The sequence below is a fragment of the Citrobacter sp. R56 genome (genome assembly GCF_016811995.1).
Taxonomy (GTDB): Bacteria; Pseudomonadota; Gammaproteobacteria; order Enterobacterales; family Enterobacteriaceae; genus Citrobacter_D; species Citrobacter_D enshiensis.
Genome location: NZ_CP069159.1, coordinates 3,726,593 through 3,750,755, shown reverse-complemented (window position 1 = coordinate 3,750,755; position 24,163 = coordinate 3,726,593). Strand labels below are relative to the sequence as shown.

The window sequence follows — 24,163 nt, the reverse complement described above, 5'->3', positions numbered from 1 at the left end:
TCTTCTGACTTTTGTGAAAGCGCCTCTTCGGAGGCGTTTTTTTTTGCCTGAAAGCTACCTGTTCTGGTAGTCATCGTATTGATTTATTCCCTAAAAAAAACCGCTCTTCTGCCGATAACCCTTTCACCTTTGTGTGGCTTCTGGCTGCGCGCTTACTGGGATCTGGACTCTCATTACACGAAGAAAGGAATAAACATGTCTTTAAAAAAAATCGCGGTTGTTGGTATGGTCGTCGCGGCAATGACGCTGACCGGGTGCGGCGCAATGACCACCGCAGTGAAAAAACGTAACCTTGAAGTGAAAACGCAGATGAGTGAAACCATCTGGCTGGAGCCTTCCAGCGAGAAGACCGTCTACATTCAGGTAAAAAACACTTCTGATAAAGACATGAGCAACCTGCAAACTATGCTGGCAAATGATCTGTCAGCGAAGGGCTATAAAGTGACCAGTTCACCGGACAGCGCGTACTACTGGGTACAGGCCAATGTGCTGAAAGCGGACAAAATGGATCTGCGCGAGGCTCAGGGATTCCTGAAAACCGGTTATGAAGGCGCTGCGATGGGGGCGGCTCTGGGCGCGGGTATCACCGCCTATAACAGCAACTCCTCCGGTGCTGCGCTGGGTGTGGGGCTGGCGGCAGGTCTGATCGGGATGGCCGCTGATGCGATGGTAGAAGACGTGAACTACACCATGGTAACCGACCTGCAAATTTCCGAGCGTAGCAAAGCGAAAGTCACTACGGATAATGTTGCTGCACTACGTCAGGGCACCTCCGGCATCAAGCTGCAAACCAGCAGTGAGAAGGGCGATCGCGCGAAATACCAGACTCGCGTCGTCTCTAACGCCAACAAAGTTAACCTGAAGTTTGAAGAGGCGAAACCGGTGCTGGAAGCGCAACTGGCAAAATCCGTTGCCAACATTCTGTAATCTGACGCTGCACCCGTAAAAAGGCGAATCACTTGAGCCCTACTGGGGAGCTATAGACAATAATCCCCGTGTAAAAACACGGGGATTATGGGTCGTCAGCAGCAGCGATACGCTGCTTTTTTATGTCGGTTATTCTACCGGTGTCCAGGGGGCATCCTGAGTATACTGGGTGATAGCCGTCACTTTCTCTACGGTATCGTCACCTAAATCAGCCTGATAAACCCGATCGTCCTGATTCACAATAAAGCTCATCACGCCCGTTTCTCCCCACTCGACCGGCCAGGCCAGCAGCGCGAATCCTTTCTCATCATTGCTTTTGACGATGCGGAAGTGGTAGCCATGATAACCTGTGCCTGGCACAACCGGGCTGAATGCCGGCCCCAACGGGCTTGGGTCTTCTCCGGGTTTCATCGGCCAGTACAGGCCATCCTGCTTGCCTTCACTGCTGATCAATTTGGTGGCGAAAACCTGTTTGCGCTGCCAGTAGTCGTACTGGGCGTCAACATAGGCGCGCATTGCTTGTATAGCCGACAGTTCATTACGACCGATGGCGCGGGTGAGGATCTCATCCTCTGCGGCAGCCATATCGAAATGCCAGCCTTTGCTGGTTTTGACGATAGGGACGGGCAGTTGCCAGTCTTCCTGGCCGACATTCAGATGCGCGATGTTCTCTTGTTTTACAATGCGATGGCTAACCTTCCAGTCACGGTTAAAGCGAGCGACCGCTTCCGGGTCGGCCCCTTCCGGCGGGAGATACTGTTGCCAGTTGTCGCCTAACACGGCATTAAGGTGCGTTTCATTTTGCTGAGCAACAGCATCAGCAAAGGCCTTTGCCGCCTCTTCGGGGGAAGAGAACAACTGCTGCGCGTGGCTCATCAGAGGCAATGACAGCAGCAGGGCACTTAACATGATTTTTTTCATCATTTGCTCCGATTAACGACGGCGTTCGTGACGCTCAGACACATTTCCACGCGCCTCGGCACGCTGTTGGGTATTCGCACGGCTCACTCGGCGGCTTTCCTGACCTCGCGATTGCTGAGATTGCCAGGAGGGTGAACGGCTGTCGTTCCCACTGAATGCGTTAGGACGGTTACTCTGTACGCGTGCCTGACGTTGATCTGACGAGACAGTGCTTCGCCGTTGCGTTGTGGATGACTCTACGCGCTGGCGAGCGTTATCGCGTTGCTGCTGAGAAACCTGCTGTTGGGCTTTCGCTCTCTGCTCATTGCGATTCTGCTGTTGCTTTGGCGTTGTCGATTTTTGTAGCGTTTTTTGTGCGGCTTCCCGACGCGTGCTGTTTTGCGGGGTATCGTAACCGCGATAGTTGTTACGCTGGGCAACTTGATTCAGTTGTTGGGAAGCTGCTTTGCGTTGCATATCGCGGGAAGAGACCGACTGCTGGGCCGTTTTGGTTGACGTGTTGTTACGCTGCTGGAGCTGCGTCATTGCCGCCTGGCGCTGGCTGTCGCGGGATGCTGTTGTGGCAGCTGATTGCTGCGTTGTACGTAATCCACCGTTGGCATTGGTCTGATTAAAACGCTGTGAGACCGCGTTGCTCTGATAAGGCACGCCGCCGCGATAAGCAGGGTTGTGCTGCCAGTTCATGTTCCTGTCTTTAAGATTTTGACCGGAGATACGGTTGAGGTTTTCCACATCAATATTGATGTTGTTGTCCCCGTTACGTTCATAATGGCCGCCACCACCGTTGTAGTCATCATGATCGTGGTGATAATCGTCGTCGTCATCATCCCAGTCAATGTCACTAAACAAAGCGTAAGTGGTGGCAACGCCCAGACTAAAACCAAACCCGTTAACAAAACTGCTGGCAAACTGTTGCCCCGGAGGCGGTGGCATATATACCGGCGGGTAGGCCGTATTTGGCCAGGTGCCGTAAACCGTTGAAGGGTTATAGCTCGGGACATAGACGACCTGCGGGTCGGTGGGCTCAATTTTGATGACGGTCGGTGCCGGGGCTTGTGTCGTCGTATTTGTGGTGTTGTTGGTGGTTGTTGTTGTGGTGGTCTGTGTCGCGGCAACCGTTTTCTTCGGTTCGCTGGTCACCGTTTGTTGCGGTGAAGATTTCAGCGCACCGGTTTGTTGCGCCAGTAATCGCAGTCGCTGAACGGAATCCATCACATCCTGCGGCTGCCCCAGGAAGGCGTCACCCAGGTTTTGTACCCACGGTGGATTCTCGCCCATCATCGCCATCAGCTGTGGAAATGCGACCAGAGATTTGACGCTCGGATCCCACGGTTGACCTGCTACCGCCTGAATTGCGGCATCTCCCTGCAAATTCGGATTATCACGCGACCATTGTACAGCCTGAACCACGTTCGCCGGGTAGGTAGAGGCCATCAGTACCTGAGAAAGCAATGGATCAGGGAAAAGCGCGATAGGGGCAACCCACTGATCAATTTGGGCATTGGTGAACGTCGGTTTTGCGTCAGGCGTGGCGGCGGCAGTGGGGGCTTGAGGCGGCGTCGCTACAGGGGCTGGGGCGGTCTGAACCGGGACAGGCGCTGGAACGGGCGCTTCAGGGCTACGGCTTTTGACATACAAAACACCCGAAGCGGCGAGTAATCCAGTGCAACACACCAGAGCAATCACATGGGGCTTAAAGGGCAACTTCATCTTCTCTCTCCCGATTCCTGCGGAATCGCCAGGGTCATAATACCTGCCGCATGACGTTGCGGTGTGGCATGAGTATAGAGAGACAATAGTTTAATTTTTAACTTATCTTGGGATCGATACCGCAAGATGACTATCAGCAGACGAAATTATGTGACTAAACGTAACGGGGGAAAATAATTTCTTGTCCTCATGATGAAGGGCATTAGACCATATGTATCGATTCAGCCACTTTTTTATGTTGCTTTTTTGTAAACGCATTAACACCCCACTAAAATCCTGCTATTCTGCCGATTGCGGTATCGGGCATTTACCCTACTAACTGCTGTCTCACAGGAGCGTGAAGAGAATCGCCCATATACAAAAGCGCCGCACTATGACAATGAGAGCGAGGAGAACCGTCGTGCTAGAAGAATACCGTAAGCACGTAGCTGAGCGTGCCGCTGAGGGGATTGTACCCAAGCCCCTGGATGCTACCCAAATGGCTGCGCTTGTCGAGCTGCTGAAGAACCCGCCTGCTGGCGAAGAAGAATTCCTGTTAGACCTGTTAATTAACCGTGTACCGCCGGGCGTTGACGAAGCTGCTTACGTCAAAGCCGGATTCCTTGCTGCTGTCGCCAAAGGCGAAGCAACTTCCCCGCTGGTTACCCCTGAAAAAGCCATTGAACTGCTGGGCACCATGCAGGGTGGTTACAACATTCATCCGCTGATCGACGCGCTCGACGATGCGAAACTGGCGCCGATTGCCGCGAAAGCGCTCTCCCACACCCTGCTGATGTTCGATAACTTCTACGACGTCGAAGAGAAAGCGAAAGCGGGTAACGCCTTTGCTAAGCAGGTGATCCAGTCCTGGGCCGATGCCGAGTGGTTCCTGAACCGTCCTGCGCTTGCCGAAAAAATTACCGTTACCGTCTTCAAAGTGACCGGTGAAACCAACACAGATGATCTCTCCCCGGCACCGGATGCGTGGTCGCGTCCTGATATTCCGCTGCACGCGTTGGCGATGCTGAAAAACGCCCGTGAAGGGATCGAGCCGGATCAGCCGGGCGTTGTTGGTCCGATCAAACAGATCGAAGAACTGAACAAGAAAGGGTTCCCGCTGGCCTACGTTGGCGACGTTGTGGGGACCGGTTCTTCACGTAAATCCGCAACCAACTCCGTACTGTGGTTCATGGGCGATGACATCCCCCATGTGCCGAACAAACGCGGCGGCGGTCTGTGCCTCGGCGGCAAAATTGCACCGATCTTCTTTAACACCATGGAAGATGCGGGCGCACTGCCGATCGAAGTGGACGTGAACAACCTGAATATGGGCGACGTGATTGACGTTTACCCGTTCAAAGGCGAAGTGCGTAACCACGAAACCGGCGAGCTGCTGGCAAGTTTTGAACTGAAAACCGACGTGCTGATTGACGAAGTGCGTGCCGGTGGTCGTATCCCGCTGATTATCGGTCGTGGCCTGACTACCAAAGCGCGTGAGTCTCTCGGTCTGCCGCACAGTGATGTGTTCCGTCAGGCGAAAGACGTGGCGGAAAGCAACCGTGGCTTCTCGCTGGCGCAGAAAATGGTTGGCCGCGCCTGTGGCGTGAAAGGCATTCGTCCGGGTGCGTACTGCGAACCGAAAATGACGTCTGTGGGTTCTCAGGACACCACTGGCCCAATGACCCGTGATGAGCTGAAAGACCTGGCATGCCTGGGCTTCTCTGCTGACCTGGTGATGCAGTCCTTCTGTCATACTGCGGCCTATCCGAAGCCGGTTGACGTCACCACGCACCATACGCTGCCAGACTTCATTATGAACCGTGGTGGTGTTTCCCTGCGTCCGGGCGACGGCGTTATCCACTCCTGGCTGAACCGTATGCTGCTGCCGGATACCGTCGGTACCGGTGGTGACTCCCATACCCGTTTCCCGATTGGTATCTCCTTCCCGGCTGGCTCTGGTCTGGTGGCGTTTGCTGCTGCGACCGGCGTGATGCCGCTGGATATGCCGGAATCCGTGCTGGTGCGCTTCAAAGGCAAAATGCAGCCGGGCATCACCCTGCGCGATTTGGTGCACGCCATCCCGCTGTACGCCATCAAACAGGGTCTGCTGACCGTTGAGAAGAAAGGGAAGAAAAACATCTTCTCTGGTCGTATCCTGGAAATTGAAGGTCTGCCGGATCTGAAAGTCGAGCAGGCGTTTGAGCTGACCGATGCCTCCGCTGAGCGTTCCGCTGCGGGCTGTACCATCAAGCTGAACAAAGAGCCGATCGTTGAATACCTCAGCTCTAACATTGTTCTGCTGAAGTGGATGATCGCAGAAGGTTACGGCGATCGCCGCACCCTGGAACGTCGCGTTCAGGGCATGGAAAAATGGCTGGCGAACCCTGAGCTGCTGGAAGGCGACGCAGATGCAGAGTACGCAGCGGTGATCGACATCGATCTGGCTGATATCAAAGAGCCGATTCTGTGCGCGCCGAACGATCCGGACGATGCGCGTCTGCTCTCTGACGTACAGGGCGAGAAGATCGATGAAGTGTTTATCGGCTCCTGCATGACCAACATTGGTCACTTCCGTGCCGCAGGTAAACTGCTGGATGCGCACAAAGGCCAACTGCCGACGCGCCTGTGGGTGGCTCCGCCAACCCGTATGGACGCCGCGCAGCTGACCGAAGAAGGCTACTACAGCGTCTTCGGTAAGAGCGGTGCGCGCATCGAGATCCCTGGCTGTTCACTGTGCATGGGTAACCAGGCACGTGTGGCGGACGGTGCGACGGTGGTTTCTACCTCCACCCGTAACTTCCCGAACCGTCTGGGTACCGGCGCGAACGTCTTCCTGGCCTCTGCGGAGCTGGCTGCCGTTGCGGCGCTGATTGGCAAACTGCCGACGCCGGAAGAGTATCAGACCTATGTGGCGCAGGTAGATAAAACCGCTGTCGACACGTACCGTTATCTGAACTTCGATAAGCTCTCTCAGTACACCGAGAAAGCGGACGGCGTGATTTTCCAGACCGCGGTATAAGGCGTTACACGCTGTTAAAGGCCGGGTGAATTCGTTACCACCCGGCAATATGGCTGGAAGCGCTCCGCTTACCGGCCTATAAAACCCCACTTCCTTCGAAGCGGGGTTTTTTATTTTCATTCCTTCCACTCGTGGCGCTTTTTTTCTGCGACCAGGCTGCGATAATTACAGCATGGCGCAGTGCGGGAATTACGCATTGCCGGGAGCAGAGGAACACATTATGGATTACGAATTTCTGCGTGATATTACCGGAGTCGTAAAGGTGCGGATGTCCATGGGCCACGAAGTGGTGGGGCACTGGTTTAATGAAGAAGTGAAAGAAAACCTGGCCTTGCTTGATGAAGTGGAACAGGCGGCGCAGGCGGTGAAAGGCAGTGAACGTTCCTGGCAACGGGTAGGGCATGAATACACGCTCTGGATGGATGGCGAAGAGGTGATGGTTCGCGCCAACCAGCTTGAGTTTTCTGGCGACGAAATGGAAGAAGGGATGAACTACTACGACGAAGAGAGCCTGTCACTCTGCGGCGTGGAGGATTTTCTTCAGGTGGTTGCGGCATATCGTGAATTCGCACAACAACGCTAGTTCAGGGATACTTTACACAGCGGAGCCTCCGTGCTCCGCGATTACGCTTACAGCGTAGGAATATTACGGCCGTAGTAAATCTCGCGCATTTCCTTCCACAGCGCAGCGGTAATCTCTTTGCGCTCGGTTTCTGTCAGGTCTTCCGGTTTGGTGTGGAACATGTAGTGCTTAAGGTCGAACTCTTTAAGCAACATTTTGGTATGGAAGATATTTTCCTGATAGACGTTCACATCCACCATGTCATACAGCGACTTCATATCCTCGGACATAAAGTTCTGGATTGAATTAATCTCATGATCGATAAAGTGCTTCATGCCGTTGATATCACGAGTAAAACCCCGTACACGATAATCAATCGTCACGATATCTGACTCGAGCTGGTGGATAAGGTAATTCAGCGCATTCAGCGGTGAAATCACGCCGCAGGTGGAAACTTCAATGTCGGCGCGAAAGGTACACAACCCGCCCTCCGGGTGACTCTCCGGATAGGTGTGCACGCAGATATGGCTCTTATCAAGGTGCGCGACGACCGCTTCCGGCAAAGGGCCTGGATGTTCGGTTTTATCGATAAGTTTGGGGTCCATCGGCTCTTCGCTCACCAGAATGGTGACGCTGGCGCCCTGCGGTTCGTAGTCCTGACGGGCAATATTCAGGATGTTTGCGCCGATGATGGAACAGGTTTCCGAGAGAATCTCAGTCAGACGGTTGGCGTTGTAGAGTTCATCGATATAGGCGATGTAGCCGTCACGCTCTTCGGCGGTTTTGGCATAGCAGATATCATAAATACAAAAACTCAGGCTTTTGGTCAGGTTATTAAAGCCATGCAGTTTCAGCTTTTTCAATTTTTATCACATCCTTAGATTCACTGCGCGGACAGTGCATCTTGCAAGTATTGAGGTAAGGCAAAGGCTGCCGTGTGAATTGCCGGATTGTAGTAACGGCATTTCAGACCGGAAGTGTGGAATCGGGCCTGAATAATCTCGGTCGAAAGATGGCGCAGGGCTTCGTTGTCGGTCGCCCAGGCAAAGGTCATGATCCCGCCGTAATAGGTTGGAATGGCGGCCTGATAGAAACCAACGTCATCAAAGTAGTGGCTGAGTTTTCGATGGCTGTCGAGGGCTTCATCTTGCTGCAGGAAGCAGACGCCATTTTGGGCGACAAAAATCCCGCCAGGGTTCAGGCAGCGTTTGCAGCCTTCATAGAATGCCGAGGTGAACAGGCTTTCGCCGGGACCAATAGGATCGGTGCAGTCGGAAATGATCACATCGAAAGTCTGGCGGGTCTGATTCACGAAGTTGACGCCGTCGTCGATCACCAGTTTAAACCGCGGATCGTCGTAGCTGCCTGCGTTGTGGTTCGGCAAATACTGTCGGCAAAATGAGACCACACCTGCATCGATCTCCACCATCGTAATGGTTTCGATGTTTTTATGGCGCGTGACTTCGCGCAGCATAGCACCGTCGCCGCCGCCGATGATCAGCACATGTTTAGCGTGACCGTGCGCGAGCAACGGCACGTGGGTCATCATTTCGTGATAGATAAACTCATCGCGCTCGGTGGTTTGCACCACGCCGTCCAGCGCCATTACGCGACCAAACGCGGCGTTCTCGAAAATGATCAAATCCTGATGGTCGGTTTTCTCATGATACAGCACGTTATCCACGGCAAAGTACTGACCAAACTGGTCGTGTAGCGTTTCATGCCACGGGGTATTTTCGGCCATTGGTTGATACCTCCATTGTTGACGCCCGTGAAAAAGGGCGCAACATCATAGCTAACAATGACCGGTGTTGCACGGTCATTACTTCAGCAATCTGGTATCGGGGAATTTATTTGACGTAGGCCAGCAGACTGAGGGAATCTCGTGCCAGTGCTTTGCATTTTTTTGCGACGGGGATACCAATTCCGCTGAGATCCCGGTAGCTGTCTTCACCGAGGGATTTCATGTCGAAGGTGTCGTAATTACTGAGATCCCACTGGTTTTGCTGGGCAAAAAAGACCAGTGCGCGACGAATCTGCCCATTGGGTAAATTCTGGTATCCGCAGTCATTTTTCAGAAACACAAAAACTGCCGTTAAATCGGCCATATCTTCGGCTTCGGACTCACTGAGCGCATAGCTGTTTGCGCATACGGCCATCAGGCTGCCGAACAACACGGTTCTGAAAAACGTCTTCATTGCTTCTACCACTGCATCACGGAAATTAAACGTTAGCATACTGCGAGCGAGGCGACGACTTTTATTATTACATTCGATGCAGTCCCTGACTTGACCTTCCTGTAGGGGGAGGGTCTATGCTCAAGTTTTAGGCTGTGTCCCGCCTGCTGAGAATAAGGAAGTGAAAATGCAACGTCGTGATTTCTTAAAATATTCTGTCGCACTTGGGGTCGCATCTGCATTGCCACTGTGGAGCCGGAGTGTCTTTGCCGCCGCGCGCCCCGCGTTACCGATTCCCGATCTGTTAACCGCCGATGCACGCAATAAAATACAGTTGATCGTCAAAACCGGGCAATCGGCATTCGCGGGCAAGACGGCCACGACATGGGGTTACAACGGTAATCTGCTGGGACCGGCGTTAAAACTGCACAGGGGGAAAGCCGTCACCGTCGACATTCATAATCAGCTCGCTGAAGAGACCACATTACACTGGCATGGCCTGGAAATTCCTGGTGAAGTGGATGGAGGCCCGCAAGGCGTTATTCCTGCCGGTGGTTCGCGCACTGTTACGTTCACACCTGAGCAGCGGGCCGCCACCTGCTGGTTCCATCCACATCAGCATGGAAAAACGGGGCGTCAGGTCGCGATGGGGCTGGCGGGACTGGTGCTTATTGAAGATGATGATATTCGTAAGCTGCTGCTCCCTACGCAGTGGGGCATCGACGATGTACCGGTGATAATCCAGGACAAACAGTTTTCCGCCGACGGACAGATTAATTACCAACTGGATGTAATGACCGCCGCAGTAGGGTGGTTTGGTGACACATTGCTGACCAACGGGGCGATTTACCCTCAACACGCCGCGCCAAAAGGCTGGCTACGACTGCGTTTGCTCAATGGCTGTAACGCCCGTTCGCTCAACATCGCCGCCAGCGATGGCCGCCCTCTGTATGTGATCGCCAGCGACGGTGGATTGCTGGCTGAGCCTGTCAAAGTGAATGAACTGCCCATGTTGATGGGGGAACGCTTCGAAGTGCTGGTGGATATCAGCGATGGCAAAGCGTTTGATTTGATGACTCTGCCAGTCAGCCAGATGGGAATGGCGATTGCGCCTTTTGATCAACCGCACCCGGTCATGCACATCCAGCCGCTGGTGGTGACCGCTTCTGGTACGTTGCCGGATACGTTAACCCGCATGCCGACATTACCGTCCCTTGATGGCCTGACGGTACGCAAGCTGCAACTCGCCATGGACCCTATGCTCGACATGATGGGCATGCAAATGCTGATGCAAAAATACGGCGATCAAGCGATGGCGGGGATGAAGAGTGGGCAGATGATGGGACATATGGGCAATGGAAAAATGAATCACGGCAATATGAATCATGGCAGCATGGGGCATATGAATCACGGTGGGCAGTTTGATTTCCATAACGCCAACAAGATCAATGGTCAGTCATTCGATATGAACAAGCCGATGTTTGCGGTGGCGAAAGGGCAGTATGAGCGCTGGGTCATCTCCGGTGAGGGCGACATGATGCTACATCCATTCCACATCCACGGTACCCAGTTCCGTATTCTGTCGGAAAACGGCAAAACGCCAGCAGCACATCGTACGGGCTGGAAAGATACGGTACGCGTCGAAGGCGGCGTCAGCGAGGTGTTGGTCAAGTTTGATCATGAGGCCCCGAAAGAGCATGCCTATATGGCGCACTGTCATCTGTTAGAGCATGAAGACACGGGAATGATGCTTGGATTTACCACTGCGTAATACTTCGCGCCCGCGGCTTGCCGGCGGGCGCGACTCCAAAAATGGCCCAACCTGATGCCTGAGATATTTTATCTCTGTGGCGCTGTACAGGGGGAAGGTCTGGGCTGTCATTATCCAGGTAGTAAAAGTAGCAGGCATTATCCATACTCGCTTTACTACCTGGCGCTACAATCATCGATTTTTTTGAATAATTTCGTTTTTTACCTTCATAAACAGAATTGAACCTGCCAGTACGAAAGTAATCAAATTGGGGATGACGACGGGGAGTGCGCCCGACAAAATTCCGTATAGCAGCCATAAAGAAATGCCGAAAACAAAAATGGAGTACATCATCAACGAGATATCTTTCGTTGACTTTGTTTTTAGCACTAAAACAACCTGCGGAATAAAAGAAATGGTAGTGCAACCGCCGCCAATAAAACCAATGATATTAATGTAATCCATCTATAACTTCCGCGAATGTATATGTGTTGTTAATTTCCTGAAACCATTTCATATGTAAAACGTATAGTTTTACAAAGCGTAGCCAGGTTTTACTGCATTATAGTTATCACACCAATTTTATTTGAAATATATACCTTTTGTGCGGTCGTTAAAGGGGCTGTTGAGATTGTGTGATCTCCAGCACTCCATCTTGATGTCATACCAATTATTCTTTACAGCGAAAATGTGTCGTACCAAAAATGGTTAGCGATAGTACATCTTTCTATTACCCAGACTATCAGAATGTATACATAATTTTTGTGAATAATACGTGTAAGGAGTTGGTATGACGGTTCGAGATGAACATATCATCGAAAGTAATAAAAGTATTAATATCAGGCCTTTCGGGTTTAGAGATAAATTTGGTTATATGTGCGGTGACCTGGGTAACTGTTTTATCCTTGGGTTAGTGAACAGTTTTTTAATGATTTATTACACCAATGTTCTGGGTATTTCTGGCGTTATCGTCGGGTCACTCTATTTTGTGACAAAACTCTTTGATGCGTTTGTCGATGTGGCCGTGGGGCGTTTATGCGATACCTCTAAGCTAACCGCCAAAGGGCGTTTTAACCCCTGGGTTAGTCGCATGAAGTATCCTTTTTGCGCCGTTGCGGTATTGCTGTTCCTGCCATTTGTGAGTGAATTTTCATATACCGCGAAAATCATTTACATCTGCGGCTCCTATTTTGTCTACGGTGCGCTGTTATCGACCGTTAACATTCCTTATGGCGCAATGTCGGCGGCTATCAGCTCCAATCCGGACGACCGTGTTTCGCTCTCTACGTATCGCAGCATTGGTTCCGCTATCGGTGGCGGGGCGACCGGCTTCTTTATTCCTATCCTGATGTATACCACCCTTGTTGACGGTAGCCAGGTTATTTCTGGTGAGCGCTTCTTCTGGATTTCGATCGGATGTTCAGTGCTGGCTTTCATCTTCTTAACACTGACGTGCCAGTTAACGACGGAACGTGTGCGCGTTGAGACAAAAGAGAACGTGCCGGTATCTGTTTTACTGAAGGGATTGTTACGCAATAAAGCGCTGATCGTTTTAGTCGTTGTCGATCTGCTGATTGTGATTAACCAGGGACTCTCTGGTACCAACATGACCTATCTGTTTAATGACTACTTCCACAACAAAGAGGCGATGTCTGTCGCTTTACTGTTTACCTTCGGTTCTCTGGTCCTGCTGGCGCCATCGGCGTCCTGGCTCACGAAGCGGTTTGGTAAAAAAGAGGCCAGCGTAGGCGCACTGCTCTTTTCGGTGGTTATGTATCTGGTTATGTACTTCTGCCATATCACGGATGCGAAAACCTATCTGGTCTTCCTGTTCCTTGCGACCCTGGGGGCTGGACTCTTCAACCTGATGATTTGGGCATTCATGACGGATGTTTGTGATTATCACCAATATGTCACCGGCGACCGCGAGGATGGCACCGTTTATGGTGTGAACTTCTTTGCCCGCAAAGTGGGTCAGGCGTGTGCGGGTGCAATTGGCGGCTTCATGCTGGCCATTATCGGTTATCAATCCTCTTCAAAGGGGGGGATCGTCCAGAGCAGTGCCGTGCAGGAAAATATTTACGCGATGGCGAACCTCTTACCTGCTTTATGCCTGTTTTTGGCTGCGATAACGCTGATTTATTTCTATCCATTGAACCGTAAACAAACGCTCGAAATGGAAAAAACGCTGAATAAATTAAATGGTATTAGCAAATAACCCCGAGAATGAGAGAAGGACTGAATTAATGCCTGTACAAATTGAAGTGAAAGATTTTGGTGCGATGGGTGACGGTGTTGTGAAAGACACTTTGGCAATTCAACGGGCTATTGATGCTGGTGCTGAACAGGGACTTCCCGTCGTGATTTCACCGGGGAACTACCTGGTAGGTTCGCTCTTTCTGAAAGAAGGGAGCAAATTGCAATTCGCGCAAGGCGCGACCCTGCTGGGTTCTACCGATCTTTCTGACTATCCGGAGATCCCAACGCGGGTCGCGGGCGTTGAGATGATGTGGCCCGCTGCGGTACTCAATGCTATTGAGGTTAACAACATTGAGATCTCAGGTCCTGGCAAGATTGACGGTCAGGGTACGCACTGGTGGGATCTCTATTGTGGTCCGGATAAAGAGAGTGGACTGCGCGTCGATTACGACAAAAAAGGGCTGCGCTGGATTGCGGACTACCTCGTTAAACGCCCACGCGCCTGCCTGATTTACAAGGCAGAAAACGTCACGATCTCTGATCTGACCTTTGAACGTGCCGGGTTCTGGAATTTACAGATAACCTATGCGAACCAGGTTCTGGTGAGTGGTTTAACCATCCGTGATAACCATGGGCCAAGCACCGACGGCATTGACATTGATTCATCCAGCCATGTACGCGTCACCCGGTGTGATGTGTCGTGCGGCGATGACTGTATTGTCGTCAAATCGGGTCGTGATGGCGATGGTTACCGGGTCGGTAAGATTGCGGAACATATCGAAATCGACAACTGTCTTATTCGCTCAGGCTACGGCGTGACGCTGGGCAGTGAAGTCAGCGGCGGCATTCGGAATGTCTATGTGCATGACATTACCTTTGAGAACTCTGATTGCGGGTTGCGCATGAAGTCGTCGAAAGAGCGTGGCGGTTTCATGGAAGATGTGGTTGTGGAAAATTTGCAGATGCACAATGTGCAATTCCCATTTTCCTGGATTATGGATTGGCACAATTCCTACAACCGCAAACTCTTTGACAACATTGATGAACTGCCAGAAGACTGGCAGGCAGTAGCAAGGCAGATCCCGGAGCATTTACAGATGACCAAAGTGCGTAATATCCGCATTAGTCACGTTAATGCCACTCTGGATGCCGACTATGCTTTACCGGCACGCGCGTTCGATCTGGTCGCCTTCCCAGAAAAACCGATGGAGAACATTAGTTTTAGCAACTGTCGGATTGAAGCCAGGGAGTTTGGACGCATTGTTGCGGTGAATGATTTGCGCTTTGATGACGTTGTTGTGTCTGTTGCCGCAGAAAATGACGGCTCCAACGATACGTTTGATAACCGTTAAAACAGAAAAGCAGCGTGGTGACCCCACGCTGCTTTTGTAAAAAACAGGCAGCTACTTTTCATCATCCGGCTGTGCATAGGCGACCATGAGTCGCCTATTTTTTTGCCAGGCGAGCCGCGACCATTGTGCGTTATTTTCCGTTATAACAATATCTTATCTCGTTTTTTTATTTTTATGGTAGTTGGCTTTTGGATTTAAGAGGCGGGATCCTAATTGTAAAATTAGACTTATTAACGGATGCCGCGAACAATTACTTTTGCTGGTATACTGCGTGCCTTGCGCTTCGATGCTGTGCAATTCCGAGAAGGCATTGAGTGATTTGTTTTTAAATCATATGGTTAGAGATATGAAACATACTGTAGAAGTCATGATCCCCGAAGCGGAGATCAAAGCACGTATTGCTGAACTGGGTCGTCAGATTACTGAGCGTTATAAAGACAGCGGCAGTGATATGGTGCTGGTGGGTCTGCTGCGCGGTTCATTTATGTTTATGGCGGACCTGTGCCGTGAAGTTCAGGTATCTCATGAAGTCGATTTTATGACCGCCTCCAGCTACGGTAGCGGCATGTCCACGACCCGCGATGTTAAAATCCTCAAAGACCTGGATGAAGATATTCGTGGCAAAGACGTGCTGATCGTCGAAGACATCATCGACTCCGGTAACACATTGTCAAAAGTGCGTGAAATCCTGAGCCTGCGTGGGCCTAAATCACTGGCGATTTGTACCCTCCTGGATAAACCGACTCGTCGTGAAGTGGACGTACCGGTCGAATACGTGGGCTTTGCTATTCCGGACGAATTTGTGGTGGGTTATGGCATTGATTACGCACAGCGTTATCGCCATCTGCCGTATGTTGGGAAAGTGGTACTGCTGGACGAGTAATCAAAAAAAGAAGCGCCTGAGGCGCTTCTCTTATCAGGCTTACGCGAAGCCAGGCCCAGATGCCGGGTAAGGCGACACCGCCGCCCGGCATTTTATTGTGAACTTACTTGTGGTTGATGTGTTTCTGTTTGAGATTGGAAATTCCCTGACGGTAACGCTGTTCAAGGGATTCGCGGCTGGTGGCTGTCACGTCGAGATCGCGCAGCAGGCCATCATGAATACCATACGCCCAACCGTGGATCGTCACTTTCTGACCGCGTTTCCAGGCGGACTGCATAATGGTGGAGTGACCCAGGTTATATATCTGTTCCATGACGTTCAGCTCGCACAGGGTGTCCATACGACGCTCCTGAGGCATTTCACCCAGCAGGGAGCTATGCTTAAACCAAATATCACGGATGTGTAGCAGCCAGTTGTCGATCAACCCCAGTTCCGGGTTTTCAACAGCGGCCTGAACACCACCACAACCGTAGTGACCACAAATAATAATATGTTCAACTTCTAACACATCAACGGCATACTGAACGACAGAGAGGCAGTTGAGGTCGGTGTGGATGACCAGGTTGGCCACATTACGGTGCACAAATAATTCGCCCGGTTCAAGCCCGGTTAAACGTTCTGCGGGAACGCGACTGTCGGAACATCCAATCCATAGAAAGCGCGGCTTCTGTGCTTGCGCCAGTTTCTCAAAAAATCCGGAATCCTCTTCCACCAGCATTTTTGACCATAGTGCATTGTTACTGATGAGTGTATCTATGTCTTTCATGGAGGTTAACGACCTGTAACCAAATAAACGCGTTGGGCTAATATAGGTCAACTCCGGGATTATTTAAACCACATATAAAGTGTAGGAACGTAAGGTAAGTAAAAATTTATGACCATTGCACTGGAACTTCAACAACTTAAAAAAACCTACCCTGGCGGCGTTCAGGCGTTGCGTGGGATAGATTTACAAGTCGAAGCGGGTGATTTTTATGCGCTTCTGGGGCCGAATGGGGCAGGAAAATCCACCACGATCGGCATTATCAGCTCGCTGGTAAATAAAACGTCTGGCCGCGTCAGCGTCTTCGGCTACGATCTGGCGAAAGATGTGGTCAATGCCAAACGCCAGCTGGGTTTAGTGCCGCAGGAATTTAACTTCAACCCGTTTGAAACCGTCCAGCAGATCGTGGTGAATCAGGCGGGTTACTATGGCGTCGAACGAAATGAAGCCATCATACGCAGCGAAAAGTACCTAAAGCAGCTCGATTTGTGGGAAAAACGTAACGAACGCGCGCGCATGTTGTCGGGGGGGATGAAGCGGCGCCTGATGATCGCACGTGCGCTTATGCATGAACCGAAACTGTTAATCCTTGATGAACCGACAGCGGGCGTCGATATCGAACTTCGCCGCTCAATGTGGGGTTTTTTGAAGGATTTAAACGACAAAGGCACCACGATCATTCTGACGACCCACTATCTGGAAGAAGCAGAAATGCTGTGCCGCAACATCGGGATTATTCAGCACGGAGAGCTGGTGGAAAACACCTCAATGAAAAACCTGCTCTCGAAGCTGAAATCAGAAACGTTCATTCTCGATCTGGCGGCAAAAAGCCCGCTACCGAAGCTCGAAGGCTATCAGTATCGCCTGGTGGATACCGCCACGCTGGAAGTAGAAGTGCTGCGCGAGCAGGGGATCAACAGCGTATTCAGCCAGCTCAGCGAGCAGGGGGTTCAGGTGTTGAGTATGCGCAATAAGGCGAACCGTCTGGAAGAGCTGTTTGTGTCACTGGTTCATGAAAAACAAGGAGATCGCGCATGATGCAGCTTTACTGGGTCGCGCTGAAAAGCATCTGGGCCAAAGAGATCCATCGCTTTATGCGCATCTGGGTACAAACGCTGGTTCCGCCCGTCATCACCATGACGCTCTACTTCATTATTTTTGGCAACTTGATCGGTTCGCGGATAGGTGAAATGCATGGTTTTAGCTACATGCAGTTTATCGTGCCGGGTCTTATCATGATGGCGGTGATTACCAACTCTTACGCCAACGTGGCGTCGTCGTTTTTTAGCGCCAAATTTCAGCGCAACATTGAAGAGTTGTTGGTTGCCCCGGTACCAACACATGTCATCATTGCCGGATTTGTCGGCGGCGGTGTGGCGCGCGGGCTGTGCGTCGGTGTGCTGGTGACGGCAATTTCGCTGTTCTTTGTGCCGTTTCAGGTTCATTCGTGGCTGTTTGTCGCGTTAACGCTGGCATTGACGTCGGTGCTGTTTTCGCTGGCCGGATTGTTGAATGCCGTGTTCGCAAAAACCTTTGATGATATCAGCCTGATCCCCACGTTTGTGCTGACGCCGCTGACCTATCTCGGCGGGGTATTTTACTCGTTGACGCTGCTGCCGCCGTTCTGGCAGGGGCTGTCGCATCTGAATCCGATCGTCTACATGATCAGTGGTTTCCGTTATGGTTTCCTCGGTATTCATGATGTTCCGTTAATCACTACGTTTGGTGTACTGGTGATTTTCACCGTCGCTTTCTACATGCTGTGCTGGTATTTGATCCAGCGTGGACGCGGGCTACGTAGCTGATTTCACATTCCTCTCCCGTTTTGGGAGGGGAATCCTTTGACGGTTGTCACCATTACCTATTGATTCCCCTGATAAACTAGTTGCTTGCTAAGGAGGTAGGCAATGTTAGGTTGGGTCATTACCTGTCATGACGATCGTGCAGAGGAACTGCTGTATCGTCTGGAAAAGAAACACGGCCCGCAGGCGCAATGCCGCGCGGTGAATTTCTGGCGCGGATTAAGCGCAAATATGTTGAGCCGCATGCTGTGTGACGCGTTGCATCAAACGGACTCCGGCGAAGGCGTGATCTTTTTAACCGACGTGTCGGGCGCTGCGCCTTATCGCGTTGCGTCATTGTTGAGCCATAAACATTCTCAGTGCGAGGTGATTTCCGGCGTCACTCTGCCATTGCTGGAAAAAATGCTGTCGTCGCGAGAGGGGATGAGCAGCGTTGAGTTTCGCAATCACATCGTCGCGCGTGGCATGTCAGAGGTGACGAGTCTCTGGCATCAGCAGCAAAAAAATCCCCCTTTTGTGTTGCTGCATGATTTGTATGAGCATTAGCCGTTGGTATTGAGAAGGGTTTTGTTACAATAGGCAGGGTGTTCACGTCCCGGCTATTTCTCATGATCAAACACGGTTTTTTTCTTCTGTTGCTGCTGGTTTCAGTAGGGACTGACGCTGCGTTGCCTGCGCGTTATATGCAGACAACGGAAGATGCCGCCATCTGGGCGCAAGTTGGCAACAGCATGAAGAACGTGGGAACGCTTCGTGCCGGGCAGATAATCTCTGTTGACCCCATTGCAGCAGATTATTACGAATTCAAATTTGGTTTCGGCACCGGGTTTATCGATAAAGGCCACCTGGAGCCGGTGCAGGGTCATCAGAAAGTGGAAGATGGTCTGGGCGATCTTAATAAACCCCTCAGCAACCAGAACCTGGTCACCTGGAAAGATACGCCCGTTTATAATGCGCCGGATGCGGGAAGCGCGCCTTTCGGCATACTCGCAGAAAATCTACGTTATCCCATTATCAGTAAGTTAAAAGGTCGACTCAACCAAACCTGGTACCAGGTACGGGTAGGTAACCGGCTTGCCTATGTCAGCGCGCTGGACGCGCAGGAAGATCACGGTATCCCCGTGCTCACCTACCACCATATTTTACGCGATGAAGAGAACACCCGTTTTCGCCATACCTCGACGACGACATCCGTGCGTGCTTTTAGTAACCAGATGACCTGGCTGCGGGACATGGGATATACCACGCTGACGATGTACCAACTGGAAGGGTATGTGCGCAATAGGATGAATCTGCCGGCGCGCGCGGTGGTCATTACCTTTGATGATGGGCTGAAATCGGTCAGTCGCTATGCGTATCCGGTATTGAAGCAGTATGGCTTTAAGGCGATAGCCTTTATCATTTCATCCCGCATTAAGGGACATCCACAGAAATGGGATCCCAAATCGCTGCAATTTATGAGTATTTCTGAACTGCAGGAGATCAGGGATACCTTTGATTTCCAGTCGCATACGCACTTTTTGCATCGGGTAGACGGTAATCGTCGGCCGATCCTGCTCAGCCGCAGCTATCACAACATTTTTATGGATTTTTCACGTTCACGCCGCGCGCTGGCGCAGTTTAACCCGCACGTGCTTTATCTCTCTTATCCGTTCGGCGGCTATAACGCCACGGCGGTAAAAGCGGCTAATGATGCGGGATTCCATATGGCGGTCACGACAGTGAAAGGGAAGGTAAAGCCGGGGGATAATCCGTTCTTACTGAAACGCCTGTATATCTTAAGAACGGATTCGCTGGAAACCATGTCACGGCTGATCAGCAATCAGCCGCAGGGGTAACTCTGCTCAGGCAACTTGTACCGGGATCGCCTTCGCCGTGCGTTTCATTTCGTTGTCGCCCTCAAAGTAGGCCACTTTTGGCTGCCAGCGACGCGCTTCTTCGTCGGACATGCTCACGAAACTGGCGATAATCACAATATCGCCCACGCTGGCGCAGTGTGCCGCCGCACCGTTTACAGAGATAATTTTAGAGCCGCGTTCAGCCGCAATGGCATAGGTTGAGAAACGCTTGCCGTTGGTGACGTTCCAGATATCAATGGCTTCGTTCTCAAGAATGCCCGCCGCGTCGAGAAAATCCTGGTCAATAGCGCAAGAGCCTTCGTAATGCAGGTCCGCCTGAGTCACTTTCACGCGATGGAGTTTGCCCTGCAACATAGTGCGAATCATAACTTCTACCTTTCTACCATAACGATAACAAAGCTGATATTTCTAACAGCTTCAGGAAATTCCAGGCAGTATTGCCCGATTTTTAACCCCTGTCTACTGGGTTAATGCAACGCTCTGATTGTCGATCAGACGCGCCTGACCTAACCATGCAGCAACGAGGATGACCGCACGTTTGCTGGTATCTGTGAGTTCCAGCAGGGTGTCGGCATCACGGATCTGAATATCATCAGCGCGGAAGCCTTTTTCGTTCAACTCTTGCTCGGCAATGGCGATCATTTCTTCACAATCCCGATCTCCGGCCAGTAATTTCCCGGCAATGCCATTCATGACTTTGTGTAAGCCCGGCGCAATTTTACGTTGTTCAGCCGTCAGATAACCGTTACGGGAGCTCAGGGCCAGACCGTCTTTGGCGCGGATGATGGGAACGCCCACGATTTCAATGTCGTAGCCCATATCGGCAACCATTTTGCGGATCAGCGCCAGTTGCTGAAAATCTTTCTCGCCAAAGCAGGCAACGTCTGGCTGCACCAGGTTGAACAGCTTGCTGACGATAGTGGAAACGCCGCGGAAATGGCCAGGGCGACTGGCACCTTCCAGCATGGTGGAGAGACCCGGTACGTCAACGAAGGTCTGGCCTTCAGTGCCGTGCGGGTAAATTTGGTCAGGCGCTGGAGCAAATACCAGATCGACTTTGCGCTTGTTCAGCTTTTCGCAGTCTTCCTGCAGCGTACGGGGATAACGCACCAGGTCGTCCGGACGGTCAAACTGCATCGGGTTAACGAAAATACTGACCACCACGACGTCGGCGTGCGTTTTGGCTTCATCAACCAGCTTCATATGGCCATCATGCAGGTTGCCCATGGTCGGCACCAGTGCAACACGTTTTCCTTCCTGACGCAGACGACGGATATGCTGGCGTAGCAGCGGCAGGGTTTCAATAATTAACACAACAGGACTCCTTTAGTGGCCTGATTATCCGTAGGCCTGATAAGCGCAGCGCCATCAGGCATCTCTGCACAAATGCCGGATGGTGACGCCACGCGTCTTATCTGGCCTACACGATCCAAACGTAGCTTAATGGAAACTGTGTTCTTCGCCCGGATAGACACCGGACTCCACTTCGGCAATATACTGCCGCACGGCGGCGCGGATGTCGCCCGCTTCTGCCAGGAAATTTTTAGCAAATTTTGGAATATGCCCGCCGGTGATACCAAACGCGTCATGCATCACGAGGATCTGCCCGTCGGTGACATTGCCCGCGCCAATGCCGATCACCGGAATGGAGAGCGCTTCCGTTACCCGCTTCGCCAGCTCAACCGGAACGCACTCCAGCACCAGTAACTGTGCGCCTGCCGCTTCCAGTGCCAGCGCGTCATCGAACAGCACCTGACCGGCATCGCCGCGCCCCTGAATTTTATAACCACCGAAGATATTGACTGATTGTGGCGTTAAACCCAGATGTCCGCAAACCGGCACCGCGCGTTCTGTCAGCATTTTTACGGTATCCACCAGCCACGCACCGCCCTCGATTTTGACCATGTTCGCGCCCGCGCGCATGACCACCGCCGCATTCTCAAACGCCTGTTCTGGCGTGGCGTAAGCCATAAATGGCAGGTCAGCCAGCAGCAGGCTGTTTGGCGCGCCGCGACGTACGGCGCGGGTGTGATAGGCAATGTCCTCGACGGTCACCGGCAGGGTGGAGTCGTGACCTTGTACCGTCATGCCAAGCGAGTCGCCCACCAGCATCACGTTCAGCCCTTCATCGGCAAACAGTTTGGCGAAGCTGTAGTCGTAAGCAGTAATGGTGGCGAAGCGTTTTTTGTCTTGTTTGTGTTTCTGCAGCAACGAGATGGTGGTCGGTTTCATAACATTTCCGGATCATAAAAGTATCATTATCCGGCATTCTAACAGTCGCAGTCAGGGGGGCAATTATTTTAAGGAAATGATTAACGCGTCCGCAGAACATGTTAAGCGGAAAGCCAAAATTACCAGTAAGCAGGTTTTTCTGCTGCAAGAAGGGTGAGTTGTTGGCGCAATGTGATGCTATCTGGAAATACCAACTCAGGCGCGATTTCAAACAGTGGCCACAGCATAAAGCCGCGGTTTTTCATGTCATAGTGGGGAATGGTCAGACGTTCAGTGTTAATCACTTGATCGCCAAACAGCATGATATCGAGGTCCAGCGTACGCGGTCCCCAGCGCTCCGCTTTACGGACACGTCCCTGCTGTAACTCAATACGTTGGGTATGGTCCAGCAGCGCTTCCGGCAGCAGCGTCGTTTCCAGCGCCACGGCGGCATTCAGATAGTCGGGCTGATCCTGCGGTCCCAGCGGCGGGGTGCGGTAAAACGAGGAGAGTGCGACAATCCGGCTTTCCGGGATCTCTCCCAGCGCCTGAATTGCCGCATTGACCTGCTCCAGCGGAGAGGCCAGATTACTGCCAATTGCGATATACGCAAGGGTCATGCACTGCCCTCACGACGCGGAGCGCGTTTGCGTGGTCGACGATGACGTCGACGGGCGGCCGGCTCTTCATCCAGCTCGTTCAACATGCCTTTTTGCTCAGGCGGCGCAGAGACCTGGAACTCACCCCACCACTGCACCAGACGTTGCAGTTCCGTGTTGTTTTCCACTTCTGCGCGCAAAGCCAGCAAATCGTAAGCCGCACGGAACTTAGGATGTTCCATCAGCTTCCAGGCACGTTTACCCTGACGACGCGACATACGCAACTGGAGTTGCCAGATATCACGCGTGAGGGATGTCAGGCGTTTGGGGATCGCCAGCGAGCGGCACGCTTCGTCCAGCACATCATTCATGGCCAGCGCAAACGCGTCGTAATAAGCCAGACCGCTCTCCTGCGCAATTTTCTGCGCCATCTCGAGTAACGGATACCAGAACATGGCGGCGAACAGGAATGCCGGGTTGACGCGCATATCATTGTGGATACGAGTGTCGGTGTTCTTCAGTACCTGCGCGATGATGCGTTCCATTGGGCTATCACCGTTTTCGGTGAAATAGCGCGTAATGGTCGGGAACAGCGGCTGGAACAGGCTGTACTCGCACAGTTTTTTATAGGTTTCAAAACCATAGCCTGCCTGCAGAAGTTTCAGCGATTCTTCAAACAGACGTGCAGGAGGAATATCGTTGAGCAGTGTTGCCAGGCGTGGAATAGGCTCTGCGGTTTCCGGACTGATGCGCATGTCGAGTTTTGCCGCAAAACGGACAGCACGTAACATACGTACGGGATCTTCGCGGTAACGCGTTTCCGGATTACCGATCAGACGGATCACGCCGTCTTCCAGATCCTTCATGCCGCCGACATAATCACGCACGGTAAAATCAGCCACGCTGTAATAGAGGCTGTTGATCGTAAAATCGCGACGTTGTGCATCTTCTTCAATCGAGCCGAAGATGTTGTCACGCAGCAGCATGCCGTTTTGTCCGCGCTGAGACGTGGTGCGGTCAGTGTCGCCGCTTTCATGATGACCACGGAAGGTGGCGACTTCGATGATTTCCGGACCAAACATGACGTGGGCCAGACGGAATCGGCGACCAACCAGACGACAGTTGCGAAACAGTTTACGTACCTGATCAGGTGTGGCGTTGGTCGTAACGTCGAAATCTTTCGGCTTTTTGCCGAGCAGAAGATCGCGCACACCGCCGCCGACCAGCCAGGCTTCGTAACCCGCCTTATTGAGCCTGTACATTACCTTCAGGGCATTTTCACTGATATCTTTGCGGGAAATTCCGTGCTGTTCACGCGGGATTACCGTCATATGTGGACGGGCGACGACCTGTTCAGCCTCGCTCTCTTCGCGACTTAGCACTTTGCGGCAAAAATTAGCGACTCGGGTAAAAATAGTGCACCTCGGTAGTGTCAAACTTCAATCAGGAC

At 52.0% G+C, this 24,163-nt stretch carries 23 protein-coding genes; 11 read left to right on the top strand and 12 right to left on the bottom strand.

Annotated elements, in window-relative coordinates; all coding sequences use genetic code 11:
* The first annotated feature begins 195 nt into the window (after positions 1-195).
* A complete protein-coding gene (gene traT, locus JM656_RS17745; RefSeq protein WP_203358910.1) occupies positions 196-927 on the top strand; it encodes a conjugal transfer complement resistance protein TraT in 732 nt (243 codons plus the stop codon).
* Positions 928-1,056: 129 nt separating this feature from the next.
* On the opposite strand, the gene JM656_RS17740 is transcribed toward traT, so the two are convergent.
* Both JM656_RS17740 and JM656_RS17735 read right to left on the bottom strand, forming a co-directional pair.
* On the bottom strand, positions 1,057-1,848 hold the full coding sequence (locus JM656_RS17740) for a DUF2950 family protein (RefSeq protein WP_162381213.1): 792 nt from the start codon (positions 1,846-1,848) through the stop codon (positions 1,057-1,059).
* A 12-nt stretch (positions 1,849-1,860) separates the two neighbouring features.
* Positions 1,861-3,558, bottom strand: a complete 1,698-nt coding sequence (locus JM656_RS17735) for a DUF3300 domain-containing protein (protein ID WP_203358909.1) — start codon at positions 3,556-3,558, stop codon at positions 1,861-1,863.
* Between the two features lie 400 nt (positions 3,559-3,958).
* On the opposite strand from JM656_RS17735, the gene acnB reads away from it, so the two are divergent.
* Complete coding sequence (gene acnB / locus JM656_RS17730; protein ID WP_203358908.1) at positions 3,959-6,556, top strand: bifunctional aconitate hydratase 2/2-methylisocitrate dehydratase; 2,598 nt, start codon at positions 3,959-3,961, stop codon at positions 6,554-6,556.
* A 220-nt stretch (positions 6,557-6,776) separates the two neighbouring features.
* Positions 6,777-7,139 (top strand): protein YacL, encoded by a 363-nt coding sequence (gene yacL, locus JM656_RS17725; protein ID WP_203358907.1) that lies wholly within the window; start codon positions 6,777-6,779, stop codon positions 7,137-7,139.
* A 47-nt stretch (positions 7,140-7,186) separates the two neighbouring features.
* Here yacL and speD read toward each other — a convergent pair whose 3' ends face one another.
* The 3 genes from speD to JM656_RS17710 all read right to left on the bottom strand — a co-directional run bounded on the left by speD (position 7,187) and on the right by JM656_RS17710 (position 9,316).
* Positions 7,187-7,981: an adenosylmethionine decarboxylase gene (gene speD, locus JM656_RS17720; protein WP_203358906.1), complete on the bottom strand. Its 795-nt coding sequence runs from the start codon at positions 7,979-7,981 to the stop codon at positions 7,187-7,189.
* Between the two features lie 20 nt (positions 7,982-8,001).
* Entirely contained in the window at positions 8,002-8,862 is an 861-nt protein-coding gene (speE, locus tag JM656_RS17715; RefSeq protein WP_203358905.1) for a polyamine aminopropyltransferase, read from the bottom strand.
* A gap of 106 nt (positions 8,863-8,968) precedes the next feature.
* The gene (locus JM656_RS17710) at positions 8,969-9,316 is read right to left on the bottom strand and encodes a YacC family pilotin-like protein (RefSeq protein WP_000846617.1); all 348 of its coding nucleotides are present in this window, start codon (positions 9,314-9,316) and stop codon (positions 8,969-8,971) included.
* A 166-nt stretch (positions 9,317-9,482) separates the two neighbouring features.
* Here JM656_RS17710 and cueO point away from each other — a divergent pair, with 166 nt between their 5' ends.
* Positions 9,483-11,066, top strand: a complete 1,584-nt coding sequence (cueO, locus tag JM656_RS17705; protein WP_203358904.1) for a multicopper oxidase CueO — start codon at positions 9,483-9,485, stop codon at positions 11,064-11,066.
* A 171-nt stretch (positions 11,067-11,237) separates the two neighbouring features.
* Here the strand turns inward: cueO and JM656_RS17700 are convergent, their stop codons facing one another.
* Positions 11,238-11,510, bottom strand: coding sequence for a SemiSWEET transporter (locus JM656_RS17700; protein ID WP_203358903.1), 273 nt, complete (start codon positions 11,508-11,510; stop codon positions 11,238-11,240).
* Positions 11,511-11,835: 325 nt separating this feature from the next.
* On the opposite strand from JM656_RS17700, the gene JM656_RS17695 reads away from it, so the two are divergent.
* The 3 genes from JM656_RS17695 to hpt all read left to right on the top strand — a co-directional run bounded on the left by JM656_RS17695 (position 11,836) and on the right by hpt (position 15,479).
* Positions 11,836-13,263 carry an MFS transporter gene (locus JM656_RS17695; RefSeq protein ID WP_203358902.1) on the top strand — a complete coding sequence of 476 codons (1,428 nt, stop codon included), beginning with the start codon at positions 11,836-11,838 and terminating at the stop codon, positions 13,261-13,263.
* 28 nt (positions 13,264-13,291) lie between these two features.
* Positions 13,292-14,596 (top strand): glycoside hydrolase family 28 protein, encoded by a 1,305-nt coding sequence (locus JM656_RS17690; protein ID WP_203358901.1) that lies wholly within the window; start codon positions 13,292-13,294, stop codon positions 14,594-14,596.
* A 346-nt stretch (positions 14,597-14,942) separates the two neighbouring features.
* Positions 14,943-15,479 (top strand): hypoxanthine phosphoribosyltransferase, encoded by a 537-nt coding sequence (gene hpt, locus JM656_RS17685; protein ID WP_203358900.1) that lies wholly within the window; start codon positions 14,943-14,945, stop codon positions 15,477-15,479.
* 103 nt (positions 15,480-15,582) lie between these two features.
* Here the strand turns inward: hpt and can are convergent, their stop codons facing one another.
* Entirely contained in the window at positions 15,583-16,245 is a 663-nt protein-coding gene (gene can / locus JM656_RS17680; protein ID WP_203358899.1) for a carbonate dehydratase, read from the bottom strand.
* 108 nt (positions 16,246-16,353) lie between these two features.
* Between can and JM656_RS17675 the strand changes: the two genes are divergently transcribed.
* The 4 genes from JM656_RS17675 to JM656_RS17660 all read left to right on the top strand — a co-directional run bounded on the left by JM656_RS17675 (position 16,354) and on the right by JM656_RS17660 (position 19,882).
* On the top strand, positions 16,354-17,280 hold the full coding sequence (locus JM656_RS17675) for an ABC transporter ATP-binding protein (protein WP_203358898.1): 927 nt from the start codon (positions 16,354-16,356) through the stop codon (positions 17,278-17,280).
* On the top strand, positions 17,277-18,047 hold the full coding sequence (locus tag JM656_RS17670; RefSeq protein WP_203358897.1) for an ABC transporter permease: 771 nt from the start codon (positions 17,277-17,279) through the stop codon (positions 18,045-18,047). Before JM656_RS17675 ends, JM656_RS17670 begins: the two co-directional genes overlap by 4 nt.
* Before the next feature lie 102 nt (positions 18,048-18,149).
* Positions 18,150-18,590, top strand: a complete 441-nt coding sequence (locus JM656_RS17665) for a PTS sugar transporter subunit IIA (protein WP_203358896.1) — start codon at positions 18,150-18,152, stop codon at positions 18,588-18,590.
* A 62-nt stretch (positions 18,591-18,652) separates the two neighbouring features.
* On the top strand, positions 18,653-19,882 hold the full coding sequence (locus tag JM656_RS17660; RefSeq protein WP_203358895.1) for a polysaccharide deacetylase family protein: 1,230 nt from the start codon (positions 18,653-18,655) through the stop codon (positions 19,880-19,882).
* Between the two features lie 6 nt (positions 19,883-19,888).
* Here the strand turns inward: JM656_RS17660 and panD are convergent, their stop codons facing one another.
* The 5 genes from panD to pcnB all read right to left on the bottom strand — a co-directional run bounded on the left by panD (position 19,889) and on the right by pcnB (position 24,128).
* Positions 19,889-20,269 carry an aspartate 1-decarboxylase gene (gene panD, locus JM656_RS17655; RefSeq protein WP_203358894.1) on the bottom strand — a complete coding sequence of 127 codons (381 nt, stop codon included), beginning with the start codon at positions 20,267-20,269 and terminating at the stop codon, positions 19,889-19,891.
* A 93-nt stretch (positions 20,270-20,362) separates the two neighbouring features.
* Complete coding sequence (gene panC, locus JM656_RS17650) at positions 20,363-21,217, bottom strand: pantoate--beta-alanine ligase (RefSeq protein WP_203358893.1); 855 nt, start codon at positions 21,215-21,217, stop codon at positions 20,363-20,365.
* Between the two features lie 126 nt (positions 21,218-21,343).
* Complete coding sequence (gene panB / locus JM656_RS17645) at positions 21,344-22,135, bottom strand: 3-methyl-2-oxobutanoate hydroxymethyltransferase (RefSeq protein WP_203358892.1); 792 nt, start codon at positions 22,133-22,135, stop codon at positions 21,344-21,346.
* A 119-nt stretch (positions 22,136-22,254) separates the two neighbouring features.
* Positions 22,255-22,734: a 2-amino-4-hydroxy-6-hydroxymethyldihydropteridine diphosphokinase gene (gene folK, locus JM656_RS17640; protein WP_203358891.1), complete on the bottom strand. Its 480-nt coding sequence runs from the start codon at positions 22,732-22,734 to the stop codon at positions 22,255-22,257.
* Complete coding sequence (gene pcnB / locus JM656_RS17635; protein WP_238929257.1) at positions 22,731-24,128, bottom strand: polynucleotide adenylyltransferase PcnB; 1,398 nt, start codon at positions 24,126-24,128, stop codon at positions 22,731-22,733. The genes folK and pcnB overlap by 4 nt, the downstream gene beginning before the upstream one ends.
* Between the last annotated feature and the right edge of the window lie 35 nt (positions 24,129-24,163).